General features: G+C 34.6%; 12 protein-coding genes. 1 reads left to right on the top strand and 11 read right to left on the bottom strand.

Annotated elements, in window-relative coordinates:
• A complete protein-coding gene (locus tag ACZ5CF_RS03675; protein WP_464580454.1) occupies positions 1–2739 on the bottom strand; it encodes a carboxypeptidase-like regulatory domain-containing protein in 2739 nt (912 codons plus the stop codon).
• Between the two features lie 88 nt (positions 2740–2827).
• On the opposite strand from ACZ5CF_RS03675, the gene ACZ5CF_RS03670 reads away from it, so the two are divergent.
• Positions 2828–3871 carry an endonuclease/exonuclease/phosphatase family protein gene (locus ACZ5CF_RS03670; RefSeq protein ID WP_464580452.1) on the top strand — a complete coding sequence of 348 codons (1044 nt, stop codon included), beginning with the start codon at positions 2828–2830 and terminating at the stop codon, positions 3869–3871.
• A 30-nt stretch (positions 3872–3901) separates the two neighbouring features.
• Here ACZ5CF_RS03670 and ACZ5CF_RS03665 read toward each other — a convergent pair whose 3' ends face one another.
• The 10 genes from ACZ5CF_RS03665 to uvrC all read right to left on the bottom strand — a co-directional run bounded on the left by ACZ5CF_RS03665 (position 3902) and on the right by uvrC (position 18914).
• Positions 3902–4342, bottom strand: a complete 441-nt coding sequence (locus ACZ5CF_RS03665; protein ID WP_464580451.1) for a hypothetical protein — start codon at positions 4340–4342, stop codon at positions 3902–3904.
• Between the two features lie 95 nt (positions 4343–4437).
• Positions 4438–7173, bottom strand: coding sequence for a TonB-dependent receptor (locus ACZ5CF_RS03660; protein ID WP_464580450.1), 2736 nt, complete (start codon positions 7171–7173; stop codon positions 4438–4440).
• A gap of 161 nt (positions 7174–7334) precedes the next feature.
• Positions 7335–8975 (bottom strand): glucose-6-phosphate isomerase, encoded by a 1641-nt coding sequence (pgi, locus tag ACZ5CF_RS03655; protein ID WP_464580449.1) that lies wholly within the window; start codon positions 8973–8975, stop codon positions 7335–7337.
• Positions 8976–10253: a peptidoglycan DD-metalloendopeptidase family protein gene (locus tag ACZ5CF_RS03650; RefSeq protein WP_464580447.1), complete on the bottom strand. Its 1278-nt coding sequence runs from the start codon at positions 10251–10253 to the stop codon at positions 8976–8978.
• A gap of 3 nt (positions 10254–10256) precedes the next feature.
• The gene (locus ACZ5CF_RS03645) at positions 10257–11228 is read right to left on the bottom strand and encodes a tryptophan 2,3-dioxygenase family protein (RefSeq protein WP_464580446.1); all 972 of its coding nucleotides are present in this window, start codon (positions 11226–11228) and stop codon (positions 10257–10259) included.
• 5 nt (positions 11229–11233) lie between these two features.
• Entirely contained in the window at positions 11234–12022 is a 789-nt protein-coding gene (locus tag ACZ5CF_RS03640; protein ID WP_464580445.1) for a DUF3108 domain-containing protein, read from the bottom strand.
• A gap of 317 nt (positions 12023–12339) precedes the next feature.
• A complete protein-coding gene (hppD, locus tag ACZ5CF_RS03635) occupies positions 12340–13500 on the bottom strand; it encodes a 4-hydroxyphenylpyruvate dioxygenase (protein WP_464580444.1) in 1161 nt (386 codons plus the stop codon).
• Between the two features lie 33 nt (positions 13501–13533).
• Positions 13534–14691 (bottom strand): homogentisate 1,2-dioxygenase, encoded by a 1158-nt coding sequence (locus tag ACZ5CF_RS03630; RefSeq protein ID WP_464580443.1) that lies wholly within the window; start codon positions 14689–14691, stop codon positions 13534–13536.
• Positions 14692–14881: 190 nt separating this feature from the next.
• Positions 14882–17107, bottom strand: a complete 2226-nt coding sequence (locus tag ACZ5CF_RS03625; protein WP_464580442.1) for a patatin-like phospholipase family protein — start codon at positions 17105–17107, stop codon at positions 14882–14884.
• Between the two features lie 19 nt (positions 17108–17126).
• Positions 17127–18914, bottom strand: a complete 1788-nt coding sequence (gene uvrC, locus ACZ5CF_RS03620; RefSeq protein ID WP_464580441.1) for an excinuclease ABC subunit UvrC — start codon at positions 18912–18914, stop codon at positions 17127–17129.
• Positions 18915–19089 lie beyond the last annotated feature (175 nt).

Here is a 19089-nt window from a genome sequence, read left to right as displayed (position 1 = left end):
TTAAAAACTAACTGCCATGTTTATAAAAAATGTTCGTCCGTAACCATACCAATATTTAGGGCCAAATCTTGGGTTTTTAGTTACCAAGTCTTGTTGCATTTGCACAAAATTTCCATTTCGGCTTTGTTCAAAACCTCCTGTTTTAAAAGTATCATCAAAAAGATTGTTTATACTGGCAAAAACAGAGATGTAGGTGTTGTTATATTTCCATGATTTTCCACCTACAACATTCAGCAAATAAACCGGCTCTAAAGGTTTTTGCTCAAGTAGTTTATTTAATGCTTGCTCTGTTGCTTCTGGGTAAGGCTGTCCGGTATCCGGATTGGTTACAAAACTGCTGGTTCTGGCAATATTGCTTACCCCTATGTAGCGCTCAGGCAAATAATTTGTAGTTGCCGTAACCCACCAATAATCAGGATCACGATACGTTATGCCAAATGAGTATGCCTGTTGTGGTCCATTAGAGAGTTTATAGCCTTTTAATTTAGCCTCTCCTAAATCTAAACTTCCATCGCCATTAGGCGATAATCCATTTACATCGGCTGTATCAAAATATAGTGTAAGGTTGGGGTTATTTGTGTAAGTAAAGTTACCATATGCTGCAACAGCTGTTAACAACACCGTAGAAGAAGCCTCTAATTGTAACCCCAGCTCTGCCCCTAAATGTTGTTTGTTGCTATTGGTTAAAACTTCTTGAACAAAATCTGACCCTTGGGCTGTATCTACATAATAAAAACTTAAATCTGTACTGTTTGTAAACTCTGTGATGTATGCAGATAATCTTGCCGATATAACTTTATTTTTAAAAAAATAGTTTGCCTCTGAAGTCCATATTTTCTCAGAGTTTAACGGTGTAATTGTCTGATTACTTTCTCTAACATTTACAAACATATTTTCCGGTAAAGGGGCTCTTGTAATTAAAGCGGTATTAAGACTAATTCTATGCTTAGGGGAAACAGAAAACATTACACCAGATTTAATCTTATTGGTTAAAAAAGTAATGTTTTCACTTTTGCCAAGAGAGTTAGTTGGGTAACGCTCATTTAGATAGAGCCCCTCTCTTTGTACACTATTTTGAGTTATCCCTCCGGTTATAAATGCCGTTATTTTTTTTGAAGTATAAGAAGTTTGCACAAAAACGCTTGCTTTTGCCATTTGTAATAAATAGTTATAATTAAAAGTATCTCCCTCATATTTTGTTATGGGCTCTACAGTATTATTTTGCGTGTTAGTAAAGGCATCTACATCCTCATGAAAACTAGCGCCAAGCAAATCTGTTATTTCTGCATAATTTTTTGTTGTAGTGTTTATGTATTGTATTCCGGCATCTATTTTTAATTGCTGATTAAGTAAAAAGTTAACAGTAGTATTTGCCGATACTGTTTGTGATTTGTTTACATCGTTGTAAAGTAAATACGATGCTTTTTCGGGTGTTGCATTACTATTATTAACCTGATACAAAAAATCCCAATCTATTTGTGAGTTTTGCAGAAAAGTTTCTTCAGATAGCGATACATTATTAAAATTAGCACCAAAATTGCTGCTAATGTAATAGCTAGGCAGATATCTGTAATATACCGGATCTGGGTTTGGAGCATTATAATATCCTAGCCGACTGTTTTTTATAAAACCGGTTTGGTATGCTATTCCTGTATTTAATTTAAACTTAGGATTTTGCAAGTAATAGTTTAATATGAAAATTGGTTCGTTAATAACTCGTTCTCTTGCGTTCCTAATTTTATTGTCTTGATATCCCCAATACGGATTATAATTTCTTCCGGAAAGGTTAAATACTTCTTCTGTAATAGGCGCAGAGCGTCCTCTTTTATTATATGCCCAAATACCTGTTAAATGCAACTTACTGTGAGACGAAATGTTATATTGCCACGACCCAAATAGAGAATGTGCATCATACAATGTTCCATCTACATACCCTTGTCTTGCCCAACGTTTAGAAGCAGATAAAGTATAGACCATCTTTTTCTTTAAACCGGAGCTATATGTAGCCATAAACCTATTGCTGTAGGTTCTGTTAGAATATGATGCAGACAATCTAATTCCTTGTCTGTAAGCTTCCGGTTGTGTACTTATATTGGTAGTCCCCAGTAAACCACCAAAAGAGTAATTATTAGTTTTTAATGTTGATGAGAATTCTTGATTTCTGGTGACATCATTTAGCCCTCCCCAATTATTCCATTGAGGTCTGCCATTTATTTGTTTATTTAGCTCTATACCGTTAATTAGTAGTATCCCTTCTCTTGAGTCGTAGCCTCTAACTTTAAAAAATGTTTGTCCAAAATCAAATGCAGCGCGTTGTAAAAAAATATCTTTGGTAGATTGAAGAAACCCAAAGGAAGATTCAAGCACAGCTTCATCATCATTTATTTCTGATTCTGTTAATGCAATAGTATTTTCTAATTGATATGCATTTACATCAGGTTCTAACATAATTGTACCAACAGACACTTCTTCTTTAATAGGTATCTTAATTGGAATTATTACAGAATAATACCTAACATGTGCTATCTCTAATTGATGGTTTCCTCTGGGAATATTAGCTATTGTAAAAGTGCCGTTTTGGTTAGAATATGCCTTTATTGTAGTACCAACAACAATAACAGTTGCATTTTCTATAGGTTTATTATCTACAGCGTTAATGAGTTTTCCGGTTACAAGATTTTGCTGTGCATTTACATTATAATAAACAATAAGGAGGAAAAGAAAAAAGCAGAAGCGCATTAAAACATATTTGACAGAAATATACTTATTCTTATTTATTATAAAAATTTTTTCTTGATTTATTTAAAGAAAATACTACATTTACTAAATGCTATATTTAAAACACCTTCATTATTTTACTGCAGTTTTTATTTGTGTGTTTAATGTTTGTCTTGCTCAAAAAAACAGCTATACGGTAGCTACAATAGCTTTTTATAATGTTGAAAATTTATTTGATACTATAAACAATCCTAACACAAAAGATGATTATAGAACCCCAAATGGTGCAAGCAAATGGACATCTAAAAGATATGCTGACAAACTACTTAAAATAAGCACAGTAATTAATAACATTGGTAAAGCAGAAACTAAAACATCTCCTGTTTTAATAGGACTAGCAGAAATAGAAAACGAATTTGTTTTAACCAATTTAATACATACCCAACCACTAAAAAACAACTATGGGTACATTCATTTTAACTCTAAAGACGAACGCGGAATAGATGTAGCATTACTGTATAAAAAACAACATTTTACACCCATTCAATTTTACAAAAAACAGGTTAACCTTATTAACGATAAAGGTTTTGCAGACCATACAAGAGATATTTTAGTAGTATACGGATATTTGTTTAATGAGCCCATTTATGTACTGGTAAACCATTGGCCATCCAGGCGTGGCGGACAAGCAAAAAGCAGTTACAAAAGAGAAGTGGCAGCCTTAGAAACCAGAAAAATTATTGACTCAATTTTACATCAAGACGCTACTGCTTCAATTATATGCATGGGAGATTTTAATGATGATCCACACAACAAAAGCATAAAAAATATTTTACGAGCCAAGGCAAATTATAAAAATCTACACGATAAAAACTTGTATAATCCAATGGCTAAAATGGCAAAAAGAGGCTACGGTAGTTTGGCTTACAAAGACAAATGGAATTTATTTGACCAAATTTTAGTAAGCAAGGCGCTAACCAATAAAAAAGGGTTTAGGCTGTGGAAAGCAGGAATATACAACCCAAAAAAGTTACAAGTATCTTCAGGTAGTTATAAAGGCTATCCGTTTAGAACATACGTTGGAAATTTATACCAAGGCGGTTTTAGCGATCATTTTCCGGTGTATGTATATCTTATAAAACCCACACAATAAAAAAGCCTGCTAAATGCAGGCTTCAATATTTTAACTAAACCAAAGGTCGTAGGGTATTCTGGATAATATTAAGAGAACTCCTAAACCATAAAATAAAGCTATCTTTTTAAACTTTTGTTTAGATTCTGTTGCTTTTTTATGCTTAGACCAACCCATTGTAATTAAAACAACGGCCAGCAAATTAATAGTTGGGTGCTCTACTAATAACAATCTAAGTAAACTGTTTCCCATTACTTCACCCCCCATTTCTGACCACATACCAAATTTAGGTGAAACAAAATACAGTATAATTCCTAACAATAACTGAATATGAGAAAATATTAAAGCAAATAACCCTATTCTGAGGTCTTTGTTTAAACTATAATCTTTATTAGAGCTATATCCGGTAATAGCATTTGCTACTGCCAGTAAAAGAACTATGAGCGTTAAGTACGCCCAATAAGAATGTAATGTTAAAACAGCATTGTACATAAAAAATAGTTTTTTGTTACGCTCAAAAATAAGCAATTAGTAATAAAAAAACCCTGCAAAATGCAGGGTTTTTAGTATTGTTTATGTATAGGATATTAGAAGTTGTAACGAACGCTAAAGTTCCAAGTTCTTCCAAATCCAAAGTAAACTCTGTTTCTGGTGTTAATACCTCTCCAAGTCTCGTCTCCAGCTTCTGCATGACGGTTAGTAGCAGATTCTGAAATGTATAACTCGTCAAAAACGTTGTTTACGTTTAATCTAAAGTTTAAAGACTTGTTATCATTCTTACCTAATAACATCTTGTAAGAGAATCCGGCATCAACTAAAGTATAGCTTGGAAGCTCTAAAGATCCGCTGTGACCTTCAAAGTTAAAGTCTGTAGGATCAATATTAGCATAAAGCTTATCTGCATAGTAAACGCTTGCATCAAACTTTAAACGCTCTACAGGCTCTACAGTAGCACCTAATCTAGCTGTTACTTGAGCTGCATCACCAACTTTAACACCATCTAAGTATAAGGTTTCTGTAAATGGGTTTCCGTTAATGTCTACAATTCTATTTTGGTCTTCATCAACATAATCAGCCATTACATTTCCGCCATACTCCCAGTTACCAACAGACACCATACCGTCTATGGTTAACATTTCGGTTGGTCTCCAGTTAAAGTCTAATTCAACTCCCATGTGAATTTGCTCTACACCATCAATGTTTGCAAAACCTCTCACATCGTCTGTATCATCACCAGGTGTATTATTCACATCTAAGTCTGCACTTACAGTAATGTAACGATCTTTCCAAGATGTTCTGTAAAGGTTAAGGTTTGCTCTTAATCTTTGAGAGCGGTAACCATACCCTATTTCTGTACCTAAAATCTTCTCGTTTGTTAGGTTAGGGTTTAATGTGTTGCTGAAGTTAATCCAAACAGCATCAAATAAAGGCTGCTTAGAGTAGTAACCTGCATTGGCAAAAATGTTGTTATTTTCGTCAATGTTCCAGTTAGCACCCGCCTTAATGTTACCTCCTAAAATATTTTCCCAATCACTTTCTTGATTTGGAGGAGTTTCGTTAAAGTATTCAACACGCTTAAATCCTTGTTGAGAACCAGAGAATTGAATGAATGCAGAAACGTCTTCTGATTTATATTCTAACTGACCAAAAATACCAGCCCAACGCACTAAACCATCATTGTAGTACTCAATTTTCTCTTGGTCTGTTATTTTTACCCATGGGTTCCAGCTTGGAGAAACTCTTTCAAACTGATCAGGGAAAATAGTACGGTTAGGGTTGTTATCGTCTCTGTTGTCAAAGTAAGCATCAGCTCCTAAAACGTCATTTACAACTCTGTAGTGAATACCTTTATAGGTTCTTAAATCTGCACCTATATCAAAAGTAAAGTTCTCGTTAATTTCGCTGTTAAAGTTAATTACAGCTCCGTACCAGTCGTGAGAGTTCATAGAGGCTCTACGAGTAAGACCATTACGACGGTCGTTTACGTATAGGCCCTCATTGTTTGGGGTTCTTGGAGCACCGTACTCAGGAACATTTCCTCCAGAATTCCAAGCTACTATTTTATCAAAATCATAAAGACCATTCTCTGTTCTTGGTAGTAAGAACTCACGAGTTCCATTTATGGCTCCAATTGGTCCAGATCCTCCACCACGACCCCATGATGCGTAAAGTACTGTAGATAATGATGAACGATCAGATATATTCCAATCCCAGTTTAATGACATTACCGGCTTGTGGTAGAAATTTCTTCTCCAAGAATACTCTTTACCATTTAAGTAACCCCACTGCTCGTTATATTTTCTGTTTGGCTCACCATCTTTACCGTATCTGATATAGTTTCTAATATCTACGGCTCTTGAGTGTTGGTGGTGCCATTGTGGAGCCCCTGTATAGGTAAATTGTAATGCGTGATCATCGTTAGGATTGTATCCTAATGCTAAGAAGTAGTTGTACCCTTCAAAAGCAGTACCATCTATATAACCATCTCCGGCAGTTCTGCTTAATAATACAGATGCAGATAACCCGTTATCTAACTTTCCGGTGTTGTAAGATGCTAATAATTTTAAGTAGTTATCGTTACCAATAGCAGTCATAATAGACCCTCCTTCCGGCTTGTTAGAAGTTTGAGTAAGTACGTTAATTGTACCACCCACAGAAGAAATTGCAAGTTTAGAAGAACCTAAACCTCTTTGTACTTGCATTGCAGAGGTAACGTCTGATAAACCTGCCCAGTTACTCCAGTATACCCATCCGTTCTCCATGTCGTTTACAGGTACACCATTAATCATAACAGCCGTGTTACGTTGGTCGAAACCACGAATATTAATTCTAGCGTCACCAAATCCACCACCTTGCTTAGTTACGTAAATAGATGGTGTAGAACGTAGAATTTCTGGAAATTCTTGAGATCCTAATTTCTCTTGAATCTCTGCAGCTTTTACTGTTGAAACCGCTACAGGAGTTTCTCTATCTTTAGCGATATCAGCTACACCCACAACCACAACTCCTTCTAGAGTTTGTGCGTTTGGTTGAAGGGTAATTCTTCCGATGTCGCCAGTTCTAGTAAATTTTACTTCTTTGGTTGTAAAACCAAGGTAAGAAATTACAAGAGTACCTGAGTTTTGAGTTACGTTTAATGAAAACTTACCCTCAAAATCTGTAGATGCTCCGTTTGTTGTTCCTTTTACAAGAACGTTAGCACCCGGTAGTGGCTCGTTATACTCGCCATCAATTACAGTACCTGTTATTGTACCTTGTGCAAAAGCTGTAGCAGATGTTAAAATCATGGCTGCTACTAAAAACCAATTTTTAATTGCTCTCATTTGTTATTAAGTGTTTAATTATAAGCGTTGCAAAAGTGAAACTAAATTTAGTTTCGTTTATTAACTGAATGTTAAATTTTTTAACATCCGGAGCAAAATTAGCAATATTCCCTTACATACAGTTACTTACAACTTGATTTTTAATGATTATAAATAACGTCTCATCGATTATTTATATAAAACTCCACTAATTTTTTGGTAGAGGTGTCGTGTTCAGAAACCTTACCTGTGTTAATTTCATGTAAAATATTTCCTGCTAATTGTTTGCCCAATTCTACTCCCCACTGATCAAAACTAAAAATATTCCAGAGTACACCTTGCACAAAAATTTTGTGCTCGTACATTGCAATTAGCGCTCCAAGTGTTTTGGGAGTTAATTTGTTTATTAAAATGGTATTTGTTGGCTTGTTCCCTTCAAACACTTTAAATGGTAAAAGCTTATTTATTTCTTCATCAGAATGTTTTTCTTTAAGCTCTTCTTTTACTTCTTTAGCTGTTTTACCATGTAACAAAGCTTCGGTTTGCGCAAAAAAGTTTGCCATTAACTTATTATGATGCTCACTATCATTGTGTAGTGGTTTTACAAAACCTATAAAATCTGCAGGTATAAGTTTTGTTCCTTGATGAATAAGCTGAAAAAATGCGTGTTGTGAGTTAGTGCCCGGTTCTCCCCAAATTATAGTACCTGTTTGGTAGTTAACTTTTTCTCCGTTTCTATCTACTTGCTTACCATTACTCTCCATCATACCTTGCTGCATGTATGCAGAGAAACGTTGTAGGTATTGAGTGTAAGGAATAATAGCTTCGGTTTCTGCATTGAAAAAATTATTATACCAAACGCTTAGCAATGCTAAAATTACAGGTATATTCTCACTAAACGGAGCTGTTTTAAAATGTTCATCCATTTTAAAAGCACCTTCTAAAAGTGCTTCAAAATTATCCGGACCAATAGCTATGCAAATGCTTAGTCCTACTGCACTCCATAATGAGAATCTACCCCCAACCCAATCCCACATTGGAAATATATTAGTATCTGAAATCCCAAACTCTGCAATTTTGGGTAAATTGGTAGAAACTGCTACAAAATGATGTGCTACAGCATCTTCTGAAGTGTTTTTAACGAACCATTTTCTAATGGTTGTTGCATTTGCAAGAGTTTCTTGTGTTGTAAAAGATTTAGATACTATAATGAATAATGTAGTTTCAGGATTGAGTTTTTTTATGGTCTCTTGTACATGGTCTCCATCTACATTGCTTACAAAATGTACATTTAGATGGTTTTTATAAAAAGTGAGTGCTTCTGTAACCATTGCAGGACCTAAGTCTGAGCCTCCTATTCCGATATTAACTACATCTGTAAAAGGCTTGCCGGAGTATCCTTTACGCTCTCCAGAAATTATTTGCTCAGCAAAGGTTTTTACCTGTTGTTTAACTTGGTGAATTTCCGGAATTACATTTTGGTTATTTACTAAAACCCGATGCGTTTTTGGAGCTCTAAGTGCTGTATGTAGCACCGCTCTTCCTTCTGTTTCGTTTATAACATCTCCGGAAAAGTATTTGACTATAGCATCTTGCAACTCAACCTGGTTGGCAAGATCTATCAATAAAGAAAGGGTTTCTTGGTTTATTAGGTTTTTAGAATAATCTACATAGAAATCATCCCACTTAATCGAGAAATCGTTTGCTCTGTTGGGATGCTTTTTAAACTCTTGGAGAATACTGTTGTTTTTAATTTTTTTATAATGCGCCTCTAGGGCTTTCCATGCTAATGTATTTGTTGGATTTATTTTTTTTAGTGGCATTTAGTTAGCAAGTGTTACTAAGGTTTCAAACTCTTTATTTTTATTCTCTTCTTTAAAAGGAATTTTATCTAACCTTACTTTTAACGGCTTTATAAATTCAAGATAGTTTGGTTTTAAAGAATCCGGTATTGACTCTGCTGCCGGCAACTTTTCTCTAAATGGGTCTACTTGTTTTCCGTTTTTCCAGAACCTATAACATACATGAGGTCCTGAGGTGTTACCCGTCATTCCAACCCAACCAATAACATCGCCTTGCTTAACGTAATCTCCCACTCTTACATTTCTCTTTTTCATGTGTAAGTACTGGGTACTATACGTGCTATTGTGCTTTATTTTAACATAATTTCCGTTTCCTCTTGTATAGCCAGATTTTGTAACAGTACCATTGGCAGTAGCCATGATTGGAGTACCCACAGGTGCAGCAAAATCGGTTCCTCTGTGCGGACGAATTTTATAGCCGTAATATGCAATGCGTCTTCTTGGGTTATAGCGTGAAGATATTCTACTAAATTTAACAGGTGCTTTTAAAAACGTTCTGCGTAAACTTTTGGTTTCTTCATCAAAGTAATCCGCAATATTTTTTGTACTATCTATTGTAAAATTAAATGCATAAAACGGCTCTCCTCTGTGTTCAAAATAAGCTGCATCTATACTTTCTATTCCGGCATAAATAGAGTCTTCAATAAAGCGTTGTTTGTATATAATTTTGAATCTGTCTCCTTTTTGCAATCTAAAGAAATCTATGGTCCAGGCATAAATATCAGACATATCGTTAATAAGCTGGTAAGGCAGCCCTAAATTATCCATAGTTTCAGAGAGATTGTTGGTAATAATACCAGAAGCTTCTTTTTCTACAATTGTAATTGGTTTTTTGCTTTTATAAGCATGAATACTGTCTCTAAAATCTATAACCGTGTAGTTTATAGCATCGTTTTGGTAAATAAAAACTTGTGCTTTTTCTGTAGTGTCTTTAGTTTTTAAAATAGTATATTTTTTCCCGGCTCTAATACGCCTAACATCAAATACTTCTTTTACTTTTTCAGTAATCTCATAAATTTTTGGATAATCTATTTTATGCTGAAGTAAAATTTCGCCAAAGCTGTCTCCAAACTCTACCGTATCTTTAACAACTGCAAACTCTCTTAAATTAAAACCATACTCTAAAACAGGTTTAGGTTTTTCTTCTACTTTCTCAACAACAGGCTGGGTTTCCGGTTGTTTTTTGCAGGCAATAATTACAACAATTGTTAGCAGTAAATAAAAGCTTCTTTTAAGCATTTTTTAGTTGGGTTTATGTTCCGGATTAAACATATGGTGTACCCATTGTTTTCCCCACTCATCTTTTTCTTTATCGGTCCAAATTTCAGGAAAAAATATGATTTTCTGAAAACTCGGAGGCAAATAGTCTTTCCAGTTGGTGCCTCCGGTGGCATCTATACTTTTATTTTCTTTTCGTAAGTACTTGTATGCAGAGCCCATGTGCATTAAAGGCCAGTTTATATTAGCATTAACATCTAAAGCTTTTAAAGCTGCTATAAGCTGTTTGTTCTCCCTTTCTTTTTTAGGTAATTGTAAATATTTGTGGTAAATAGTACTGCTTTTAACCTCTTCTGCTATACGCATAAATCTAGGGGTGTACCTGTACTCAAACTGTTTTAAGGTTAATGTTTTTTCTCCGGTTTTAGCGTCTGTAGCTCCTTTTTTCCAGTAAATATTTTCGTAAAGTTCTTCTAAAGAGCTGTTTTCTGTAAATTTATCTCTAACGCTATGGTGCACTAAATTTATAAGCGGAGTAGCGTAAAGCTCTATCATTCTGAACTGTGCTGATTGAAATCCACTTGCCGGAAGCAACGCCATTCTGTACTGTAAAAATTGCTCGCGTTCCATGCCGGTTATCATAATCTCAAACGAAGATGTTAGTGCTTTAAAATAGCTGTTTATTCTGTTTATTTTTTGAATGAAAAATGATGCTTTTTGAAGCTTATCGTCTATAAGCTGTTTTTGCTCATGAATTATAAGTTTAAAATAAAGTTCTGTTATTTGGTGGTACATGATGAAGATTTCTTCATCGGGAAAGTGAGTTCTTGGTATTTGCAGACTTAATAAAGTGTCTAAATGAATGTAATCCCAATAGGTTAGATAACGCTGATGAAGCAATCCGTCTAAATACGATCCTAAATCCTGACCCGAGTTTTTATATTTTTCTTCGAGCTTTTTAATGCGCTCAGCTATTTCGGGTTTAATATCGCTCATACGCTCTAATTTATAATTTTAAACTGGTGTTTTAAACCTTTAAAAGCATCTAAATCGGCTTTTATTGAGCCCACTCTTAAATCGGCCTTAATACGCACCGGAATTTTATTTTTATCGTTAGACACCCACAAAGTTAAACTTTCTTGTTCTTTAAATACTCTACCTGCCTGAACATAGGGCCTAAATTTTAAGCAGGCTATTTTACCAAATTTGGTTTTAATGGTGTCTTTTCCTAAAAACTTAAGCCTAAATTTAAATGCGCCATCATCATCATACAGCATATCTAGTGTTATTGTTTGCCCAATTTTAAAGTTGGACACGTCATAATTATTGCGCAAATAATAAAAAGCAGAAAGTAGGTCTTGAATACCGTCTTTTACATTCATTTGGTATTTAACATCTCGCTTTTTATCATGTATATGGGCTAATTTATTATCGTGATCAAAATTAATTTCAAGGTCTTTGGTATGACCTCCTTCATCTATTTTCCTGATAAATTTATAGGGTTTCCCTGTTTCTTTATCAAAATAACTCTCATAGAGGTCATCTACTTTAAAAAATAATCTGGCCAATCCTGTGGTTCTTCCAGTACCAACTACGTGGTACACCTCTTTACCATCAAGCTCGCTATTTTTAAGCACAATATTAGCGTAACTGGCGTTAAAAATGCCGTAATGAATTCTAAATCTAAACCATTCTCCCGCTTTGTATGCGCTTTCGTTTTCGTGATTTCCGTTTTGGGCATACGTTAGCAGAAAGGGGAACAATAGCAGTATAATGTACGCTTTTTTCATGGTAAAATAACTGTTGTAAAAATAATAATTTGTGGGCAAAAATTGCTTTATAGCAATACATTAACAATTTCTATTCCAAAAAATACAAAATAAAAAAAGCCCGATTGATAACAATCGAGCTTTTCTTATTAACCAACCAAAACTTTAAATTATGAAAACTTTACTTAAAGCTACAACTTGGGAACCACCCCAATTGCTCTGCAAAATTACTACGCTTAGTTATTTTGCGAGCAATATTAGGTAACTTTAACTTTTTTAATGCAAACCTTTTAAAACTGCATTAAAAAATTTACATAATTATTAGTTTTAGCCTGGTTTTATAATGTTCCTCTTAATTGTTGTTCTCGTTCTATAGACTCAAACAATGCTTTAAAATTACCGGCTCCAAAACCTTTTGCTCCCATTCTTTGAATAATTTCAAAAAATAATGTTGGCCTGTCTTGAACCGGCTTGGTGAAAATTTGCAATAAGTACCCTTCTTCGTCAGCATCTACTAAAATAGATAGCTTTTGAAGCTCCTTTAGGTCTTCTTTCATTTTATTCATATGGTCTCCTAAACGCCTAGGAATATCATCATAATAAGCTTGTGGTGGTGGCGGTAAAAACTCAACACCTCTGGCTTTAAGCTGGCTAACGGTTTCTATAATATTATCTGTTGCTACCGCAATGTGTTGTACTCCCGGTCCTTCGTAAAAATCTAAATACTCTTCTATTTGAGAGCGTTTTTTTCCTTTTGCCGGTTCGTTTATTGGAAACTTGATGCGGCCATTGCCATTGCTCATTACTTTACTCATTAAGGCAGAGTATTCTGTATGAATTTGTTTATCGTCAAACGATAAAAAGTTAACAAATCCCATTACTTTTTCATACCACTCTACCCATTGGTTCATTTCTCCCCAGCCAACATTACCAACCATATGATCTATGTATTTTAAACCAACAGGTGAAGGGTTGTAATCTGATTTCCACTCTACATACCCCGGCAAGAATACTCCATTGTAGTTTTTACGTTCTACAAAAATGTGAACGGTTTCACCATAGGTATAAATACCGGATCTAACTACCTCACCATGCTCATCTTTCTCTACGGTAGGCTCCATAAATGGTTTAGCGCCTCTTTTGGTTGTTTCTTCGAAAGCACTGCGAGCATCTTCTACCCAAAGTGCTATAACTTTTACACCGTCTCCGTGCTTTACAATGTGCTCATTAATTGGCGATTTACTATTTAACGGCGTAGTAAGCACCAATCTAATTTTATCTTGCTTTAATACGTACGAAGCAAATTCTTTGTTACCAGTTTCTAATCCGGAATATGCATACGATTGGAATCCGAAAGCAGTTTTGTAATAATGTGCTGCTTGCTTTGCATTACCAACATATAGCTCTACGTAATCTGTTCCTAAAAGTGGTAAAAAGTCTTGGGCTCCTTCAAAAATTTTTTCCAGCCCGTAATCTACCGGTTTTAAATCTTTCTCCATCTTTAAATCTTTTTTACAGTATTGTTTATAATTTTATTCTAACCACGATTTATAATAATCTTCGTCGGCAATTTTTAAAGCCTCTTCTGTTACCATTAAGGGTTTAAAAGTATCTACCATCACAGCCAGCTCTTCGGTTTTTTCTTTTCCTATACTACGTTCTGCAGCTCCGGGATGTGGTCCATGAGGAATTCCGGCAGGATGTAATGAAATATGACCGGGCTCAATATCGTTTCTGCTCATAAAATCGCCGTCCACATAATAAAGTACCTCATCTGAGTCTATATTACTATGGTTGTATGGTGCTGGAATGCTCTGTGGATGATAATCGTATAAACGAGGTACAAAACTACACACCACAAAAGCATCTGTCTCGAACGTTTGATGCACCGGTGGCGGTTGATGTATACGACCAGTTATAGGTTCAAAATCATGAATAGAAAAGGCGTATGGATAGTTAAACCCATCATAACCAACTACATCAAAAGGATGTGTTGCATATACCATTTCTATAATTTCATCGGCTTTTTTAATTTTTATTAAAAAATCGCCCTTTTCATTATACGTCTCTAACTCTTCAGGACGTCTAATATCTCTTTCGCAAAACGGTGAGTGCTCTAATAGTTGCCCGAACCAATTTCTGTATTTTTTTGGTGTATAAATGGGCCTTCTAGATTGTACAATAAATAGTCTGTTATCTTCTGTATCAAAATCTATCTTATAAATAATTCCTCTGGGAATAAGCAGGTAATCTCCATATTTAAACTCTAAGTTCCCTAAGAATGTTCTGAGTTTTCCGGAACCTTTATGAACAAAAATAAGCTCATCTGAATCAGTGTTTTTATAAAAATAATCTGTAACAGAATGTTTTGGGGCTGCTAAAACAATGCTACAATCTGCATTGGTAAGTATGGTTTTTCTGCTCTCTAAAAAATCGTTTTCTGGTTTTACTTGAAATCCTTTAAACCTGTAAGACTGTAAATTGTTGGCTTTAGCAATTTTTGGAGCTACACTGTACTGTTTTTTTATGGCTTTTACTTGAGTTGGCCTGTGCTCATGATAAATGTTAGAGTACATACCATCAAAGCCAATGGTGCCAAAAAGTTGCTCGTAATACAAGCTGCCGTCCGGCTTTTTAAATATAATGTGTCTTTTGGGTGGAATTTTTCCCAGTTTATGATAAAATGGCATTTTTTATATTTTAAGAAGATTAGACAATTAGAAATAGCACTTTCTCTATGGAAAGATAATGGGGATTATTAGCAAAATCACTCAGGATTTCGCTTGATAAGAAAGTGTAAATATTCTAACAACGATTGCCAAAACGCTATCATAGTCTACAAATATCGTAAAAATTTTAATTGTTTTTTATTTAAAAAACTTAAAACCAGAATCCTACATTAAAAAACCATTGTGCTCTTTTAACTTCGGGAGACCAAGAACACGTAATTTCTACAGGGCCTATAAAAGTTTCTAAGCCATAACCTAACCCATATCCTGTAAAATCGGGTTCTGTAAACCACTCTCCATCTTCAAAAATATCATTTGCCACATTAGCAAAGTTTGCTGTAAAAATCAAGTGGTTTTTAGGGTATATTTCGTAATCTGCTTTTAAAATACCTTTCACAAAGCTATCCCCTCCAATGCTTAAAAAATCATACCCCATAAACGAGGTTATATTGTTTATAAAATTGTTGCCATATCCGCCCAATAAAAAGTGAAACGGACTTAAATCTACGCTACCAATTGTAAACCCGCCTTCTGAGCCAATATTAACGCTCAATTTATGAGAAACAGGTATGGCAAAGCCAATAGTAGCTTTAGCTATTGAAAACTCAGAGAAGGTGTTGGTAAAATCTGATGAGTAAAAATACAAATGAAAATCGCCATCAAAATAAATACCTCTTTTTGGGTAATATTTACTATCGTATGTATCTAATTTTAAGAACCCAAAAGTGCTAACGTAGCTACTATCATCAAAAACAGTTTCTTTTTGTTCTCCTTCAGAAATGGTCTCTGAGATTACTTTTAAATGTTTGTGCTCTAACCCCATTCCTAAAGCAAACTCTTCGCGTAAAACTGTTTGCACATAAATTTGATTGGTGAAATCTTCGTAGTTAACATCTACTTTGTTTACATCAAAATCTTCTATATTGGTTTCTTGCTGAACAAAATCAAAAGGTACTGCTTTTTCAAAAACATTGTACCTTGAGTTTAAGCCAAAACTCCAATAAAATCCCTTATCTAAATAGTATTCAAAATTATACCTTATGTTGTCTCCTAACACAAAATCTAACGAAGCTACATCATCATTAAACAGTAGTTTTTTTTGCGTAATGTTAACCAACGCTCCAGATTTATAAAGCCCATCATAATGCACACCTAATTTTAAAAATGTTCTATTTTGGTTTTCTGTTAAGTTTAATGTCATTTGGTATGTGCTATCTATAGGGCGTAACTGATATCTGATTGCACTAAAATTATTGGTTGCTGCTAAGTTATTTATGCCTTGCTGAAGCTTTTTGTAAGACATTTTCTGGCCAACCCTGTACCGTAATTTGCCTCGTACATAAGCTCTTGTATAATTATTATTGCCTTGAATATTTATGCCGGAAACTACAATAGAGTCTTGCGGTGTAATAGTTACTTTTTGTTTTTTTGAAACAGCTTTAATTTTAGCTAACTCCAATAAATCGTTAATTTTTTCTCGTGCTGCTTTCTCTCCGTTATCTATAATTTTTCTGCCCTGATTAAAAGAAATTACCGTAAACCCTTTTATGTCTGGTTTTATATAAACGTCTGTTTCTGCAGCTTTTTTAACCATATCGTTTACTGTACGGTAATTATTTATTTGTAGCAATATTTCTGTTGCAGATTGTAATGCATCTCTATTAGCTAATGCGTCTTGTACATCTACTCCAATAATAATATCTGCTCCTCTTTTTTTAAGTTCATCTATCGGATAATTGTTTACCACGCCTCCATCTATTAATACTCTATCTCCAATTTCTACCGGCTGAAAAAGTGATGGGAAAGCTCCACTGGCAGCTATAGCCTCGGGCAGATAGCCTTTATCTAACACCACAGCTTTACCCGTTTCTACATCGGTTGCAATGCATAAAAAGGGAATGGGTAATTTTTTAAAATCTGATATATGGTTTACATGGCTAAGTAATTGCACCAACAAATTGTAAATGTTTTGCCCTCTTGAAATTGCAGTCGGTACACTTATTTTAAAATCATCAAACGGTAACGTAACAGCATACCGCTCTGAATCTTCTTTTTCATAAAAAGTTTTAGCAGATCGGGGTAAATTATCTTGTATAAGTGTTTCAAAATCTACCGCCTGAAAAATAGAATCTAATTGATGCGCCGAATAACCGGAAGAGTACAGCGCTCCTATAATAGCGCCCATGCTTGTTCCGCCTATATAATCTATTTTAACACCAGCTTCTTCTATAACTTTTAGAGCACCAATATGCGCAAGCCCTTTAGCGCCTCCACCACTTAAAACCAATCCTATTTTAACCTGATCTGATTTTTTTTGCTGTGAAAAAGCGGTATAACAAACACTTAAAACCCAAAACAAACACAACAGTTTTTTCATACTATTAAAGTAGTTATTTTTAATGAAATGCATCGTAAATTTTTTGAGCTTTTGATGCTCCTACTACTGCAATCAAATCTTCTAATGAAGCTTCTTTAATTCTTTTAACCGATTTGAATGTTTTTAATAATTGTTGGGCTGTTTTCTCGCCAATACCATCTATAGTTTCCAGCTCTGTTTTAATCATATTATTGGTTCGCTTTTTTCTGTGAAATGTAATTCCAAACCTGTGCGCCTCGTTACGTAGCTGTTGTATGATTTTAAGTGTCTCTGATGTTTTATCTAAATAAAGCGGAATAGGGTCATCAGGAAAATAAAGTTCTTCTAAGCGTTTAGCTATACCAATAATAGCAATCTTACCTCTTAAGTTAAGAGCTTCTAAGCTTTTTAATGCCGATGATAATTGCCCCTTACCGCCATCTATAACTATTAGCTGTGGTAATGGTTTGTTTTCTTCTAAAAGCCTTTTATATCTTCTGTAAACCACTTCTTGCATTGAGGCAAAATCATCCGGACCTTCTACTGTTTTTATATTGTAATGCCTGTACTCTTTTTTGCTGGGCTTGCCATTTTTAAAAACTACGCAAGCAGCAACCGGATTTGTGCCTTGAATATTAGAATTATCAAAACACTCAATATGCCTGGGCTCTTTAGGCAATCTTAAATCGGTTTGCATTTGTTTCATTATTCGGTTAACATGCCTGTCCGGATCTGTAATTTTAACTTGCTTAAAACGCTCTTGTCTGTAAAATTTAGCGTTTCTGAGTGATAGCTCTACTAGTCTTTTCTTATCGCCTAATTTAGGCACAGTAACTTTAATGTTTTCACCAACCTGAACATTAAAAGGAACATAAATTTCTTTGGATTGCGAATGAAATCTGTTTCGCAACTCTATAATTGCCAATTCTAATAACTCTTTATCTGATTCATCTAAACGTTTTTTTAGCTCGATAGTGTGCGACCGAATAATAGAACCATATGAAACTTGCAAAAAGTTAACGTAGCCATAACTGGCATCAGACACTATAGTAAAGACATCTACATTACTAATTTTAGGGTTTACTATGGTAGATTTTGCTTGATAGTTTTCTAAAACGTCTATTTTTTCTTTAATTCGCTGAGCTTCCTCAAATTCCATATTAGCAGCATACGCTTTCATTTGATCTTTAAAAGCATTGAGCGATTCTTTAAAATTACCTTTAATTATTTCGCGTATTGCAGCTATTTGTTGGTTATATTCTTCTTCGCTTTGCAAATCTTCACAAGGTCCTTTGCAATTTTTTAAATGGTATTCTAAGCAAACTTTATACTTACCAGCTTTGATTTTATGATCGGCCAAATCGTAATTGCAGGTCCGTAACGGATAAAGCCCTTTAATTAAATCCAGAAGCGTTTTTACGGTTTTCATGCTGGTATACGGCCCAAAGTATTCTGAACCGTCTTTAACAACATTCCTGGTAGAAAAAACTCTTGGAAAGCGCTCTTTTTTAATACAAATCCATGGGTAAGACTTGTCGTCTTTCCACATTACATTATACCTGGGCTGATGTTTTTTTATAAGATTGTTTTCAAGAAGCAAAGCATCTGTTTCTGTAGGCACCACAATGTGTTTTATGGTAGCAATTTTGCTAACCATAACACGTGTTTTACCAGAATCGTGCTGTTTTGTAAAATACGACGAAACTCTTTTTTTTAGATTTTTTGCCTTCCCTACATACAATAATTTTCCATCTTTATCGTAATATTGATATACCCCCGGACTATTGGGCAATGTTTGAAGCTGAAGTTGTAATGATGGGGCTACCATAAGGTTGCTCTAAATTTTATAGAAATCCAAAGTTACGGTTTGAAATTATGTTATAAAAATTATAAATAAATGTGCATTTCATCGAAAAAATGTGCGTTTTGTGGTGTTTTAGCCCCAAAGATTCTAAATTAGGAGTCCTGAATTGATTAATAGCAAGTTTAACCCCTAAAAACGT

It is taken from the genome of Lutaonella thermophila, assembly GCF_055387725.1.
This window is presented reverse-complemented; position numbering and strand designations above follow the sequence as displayed.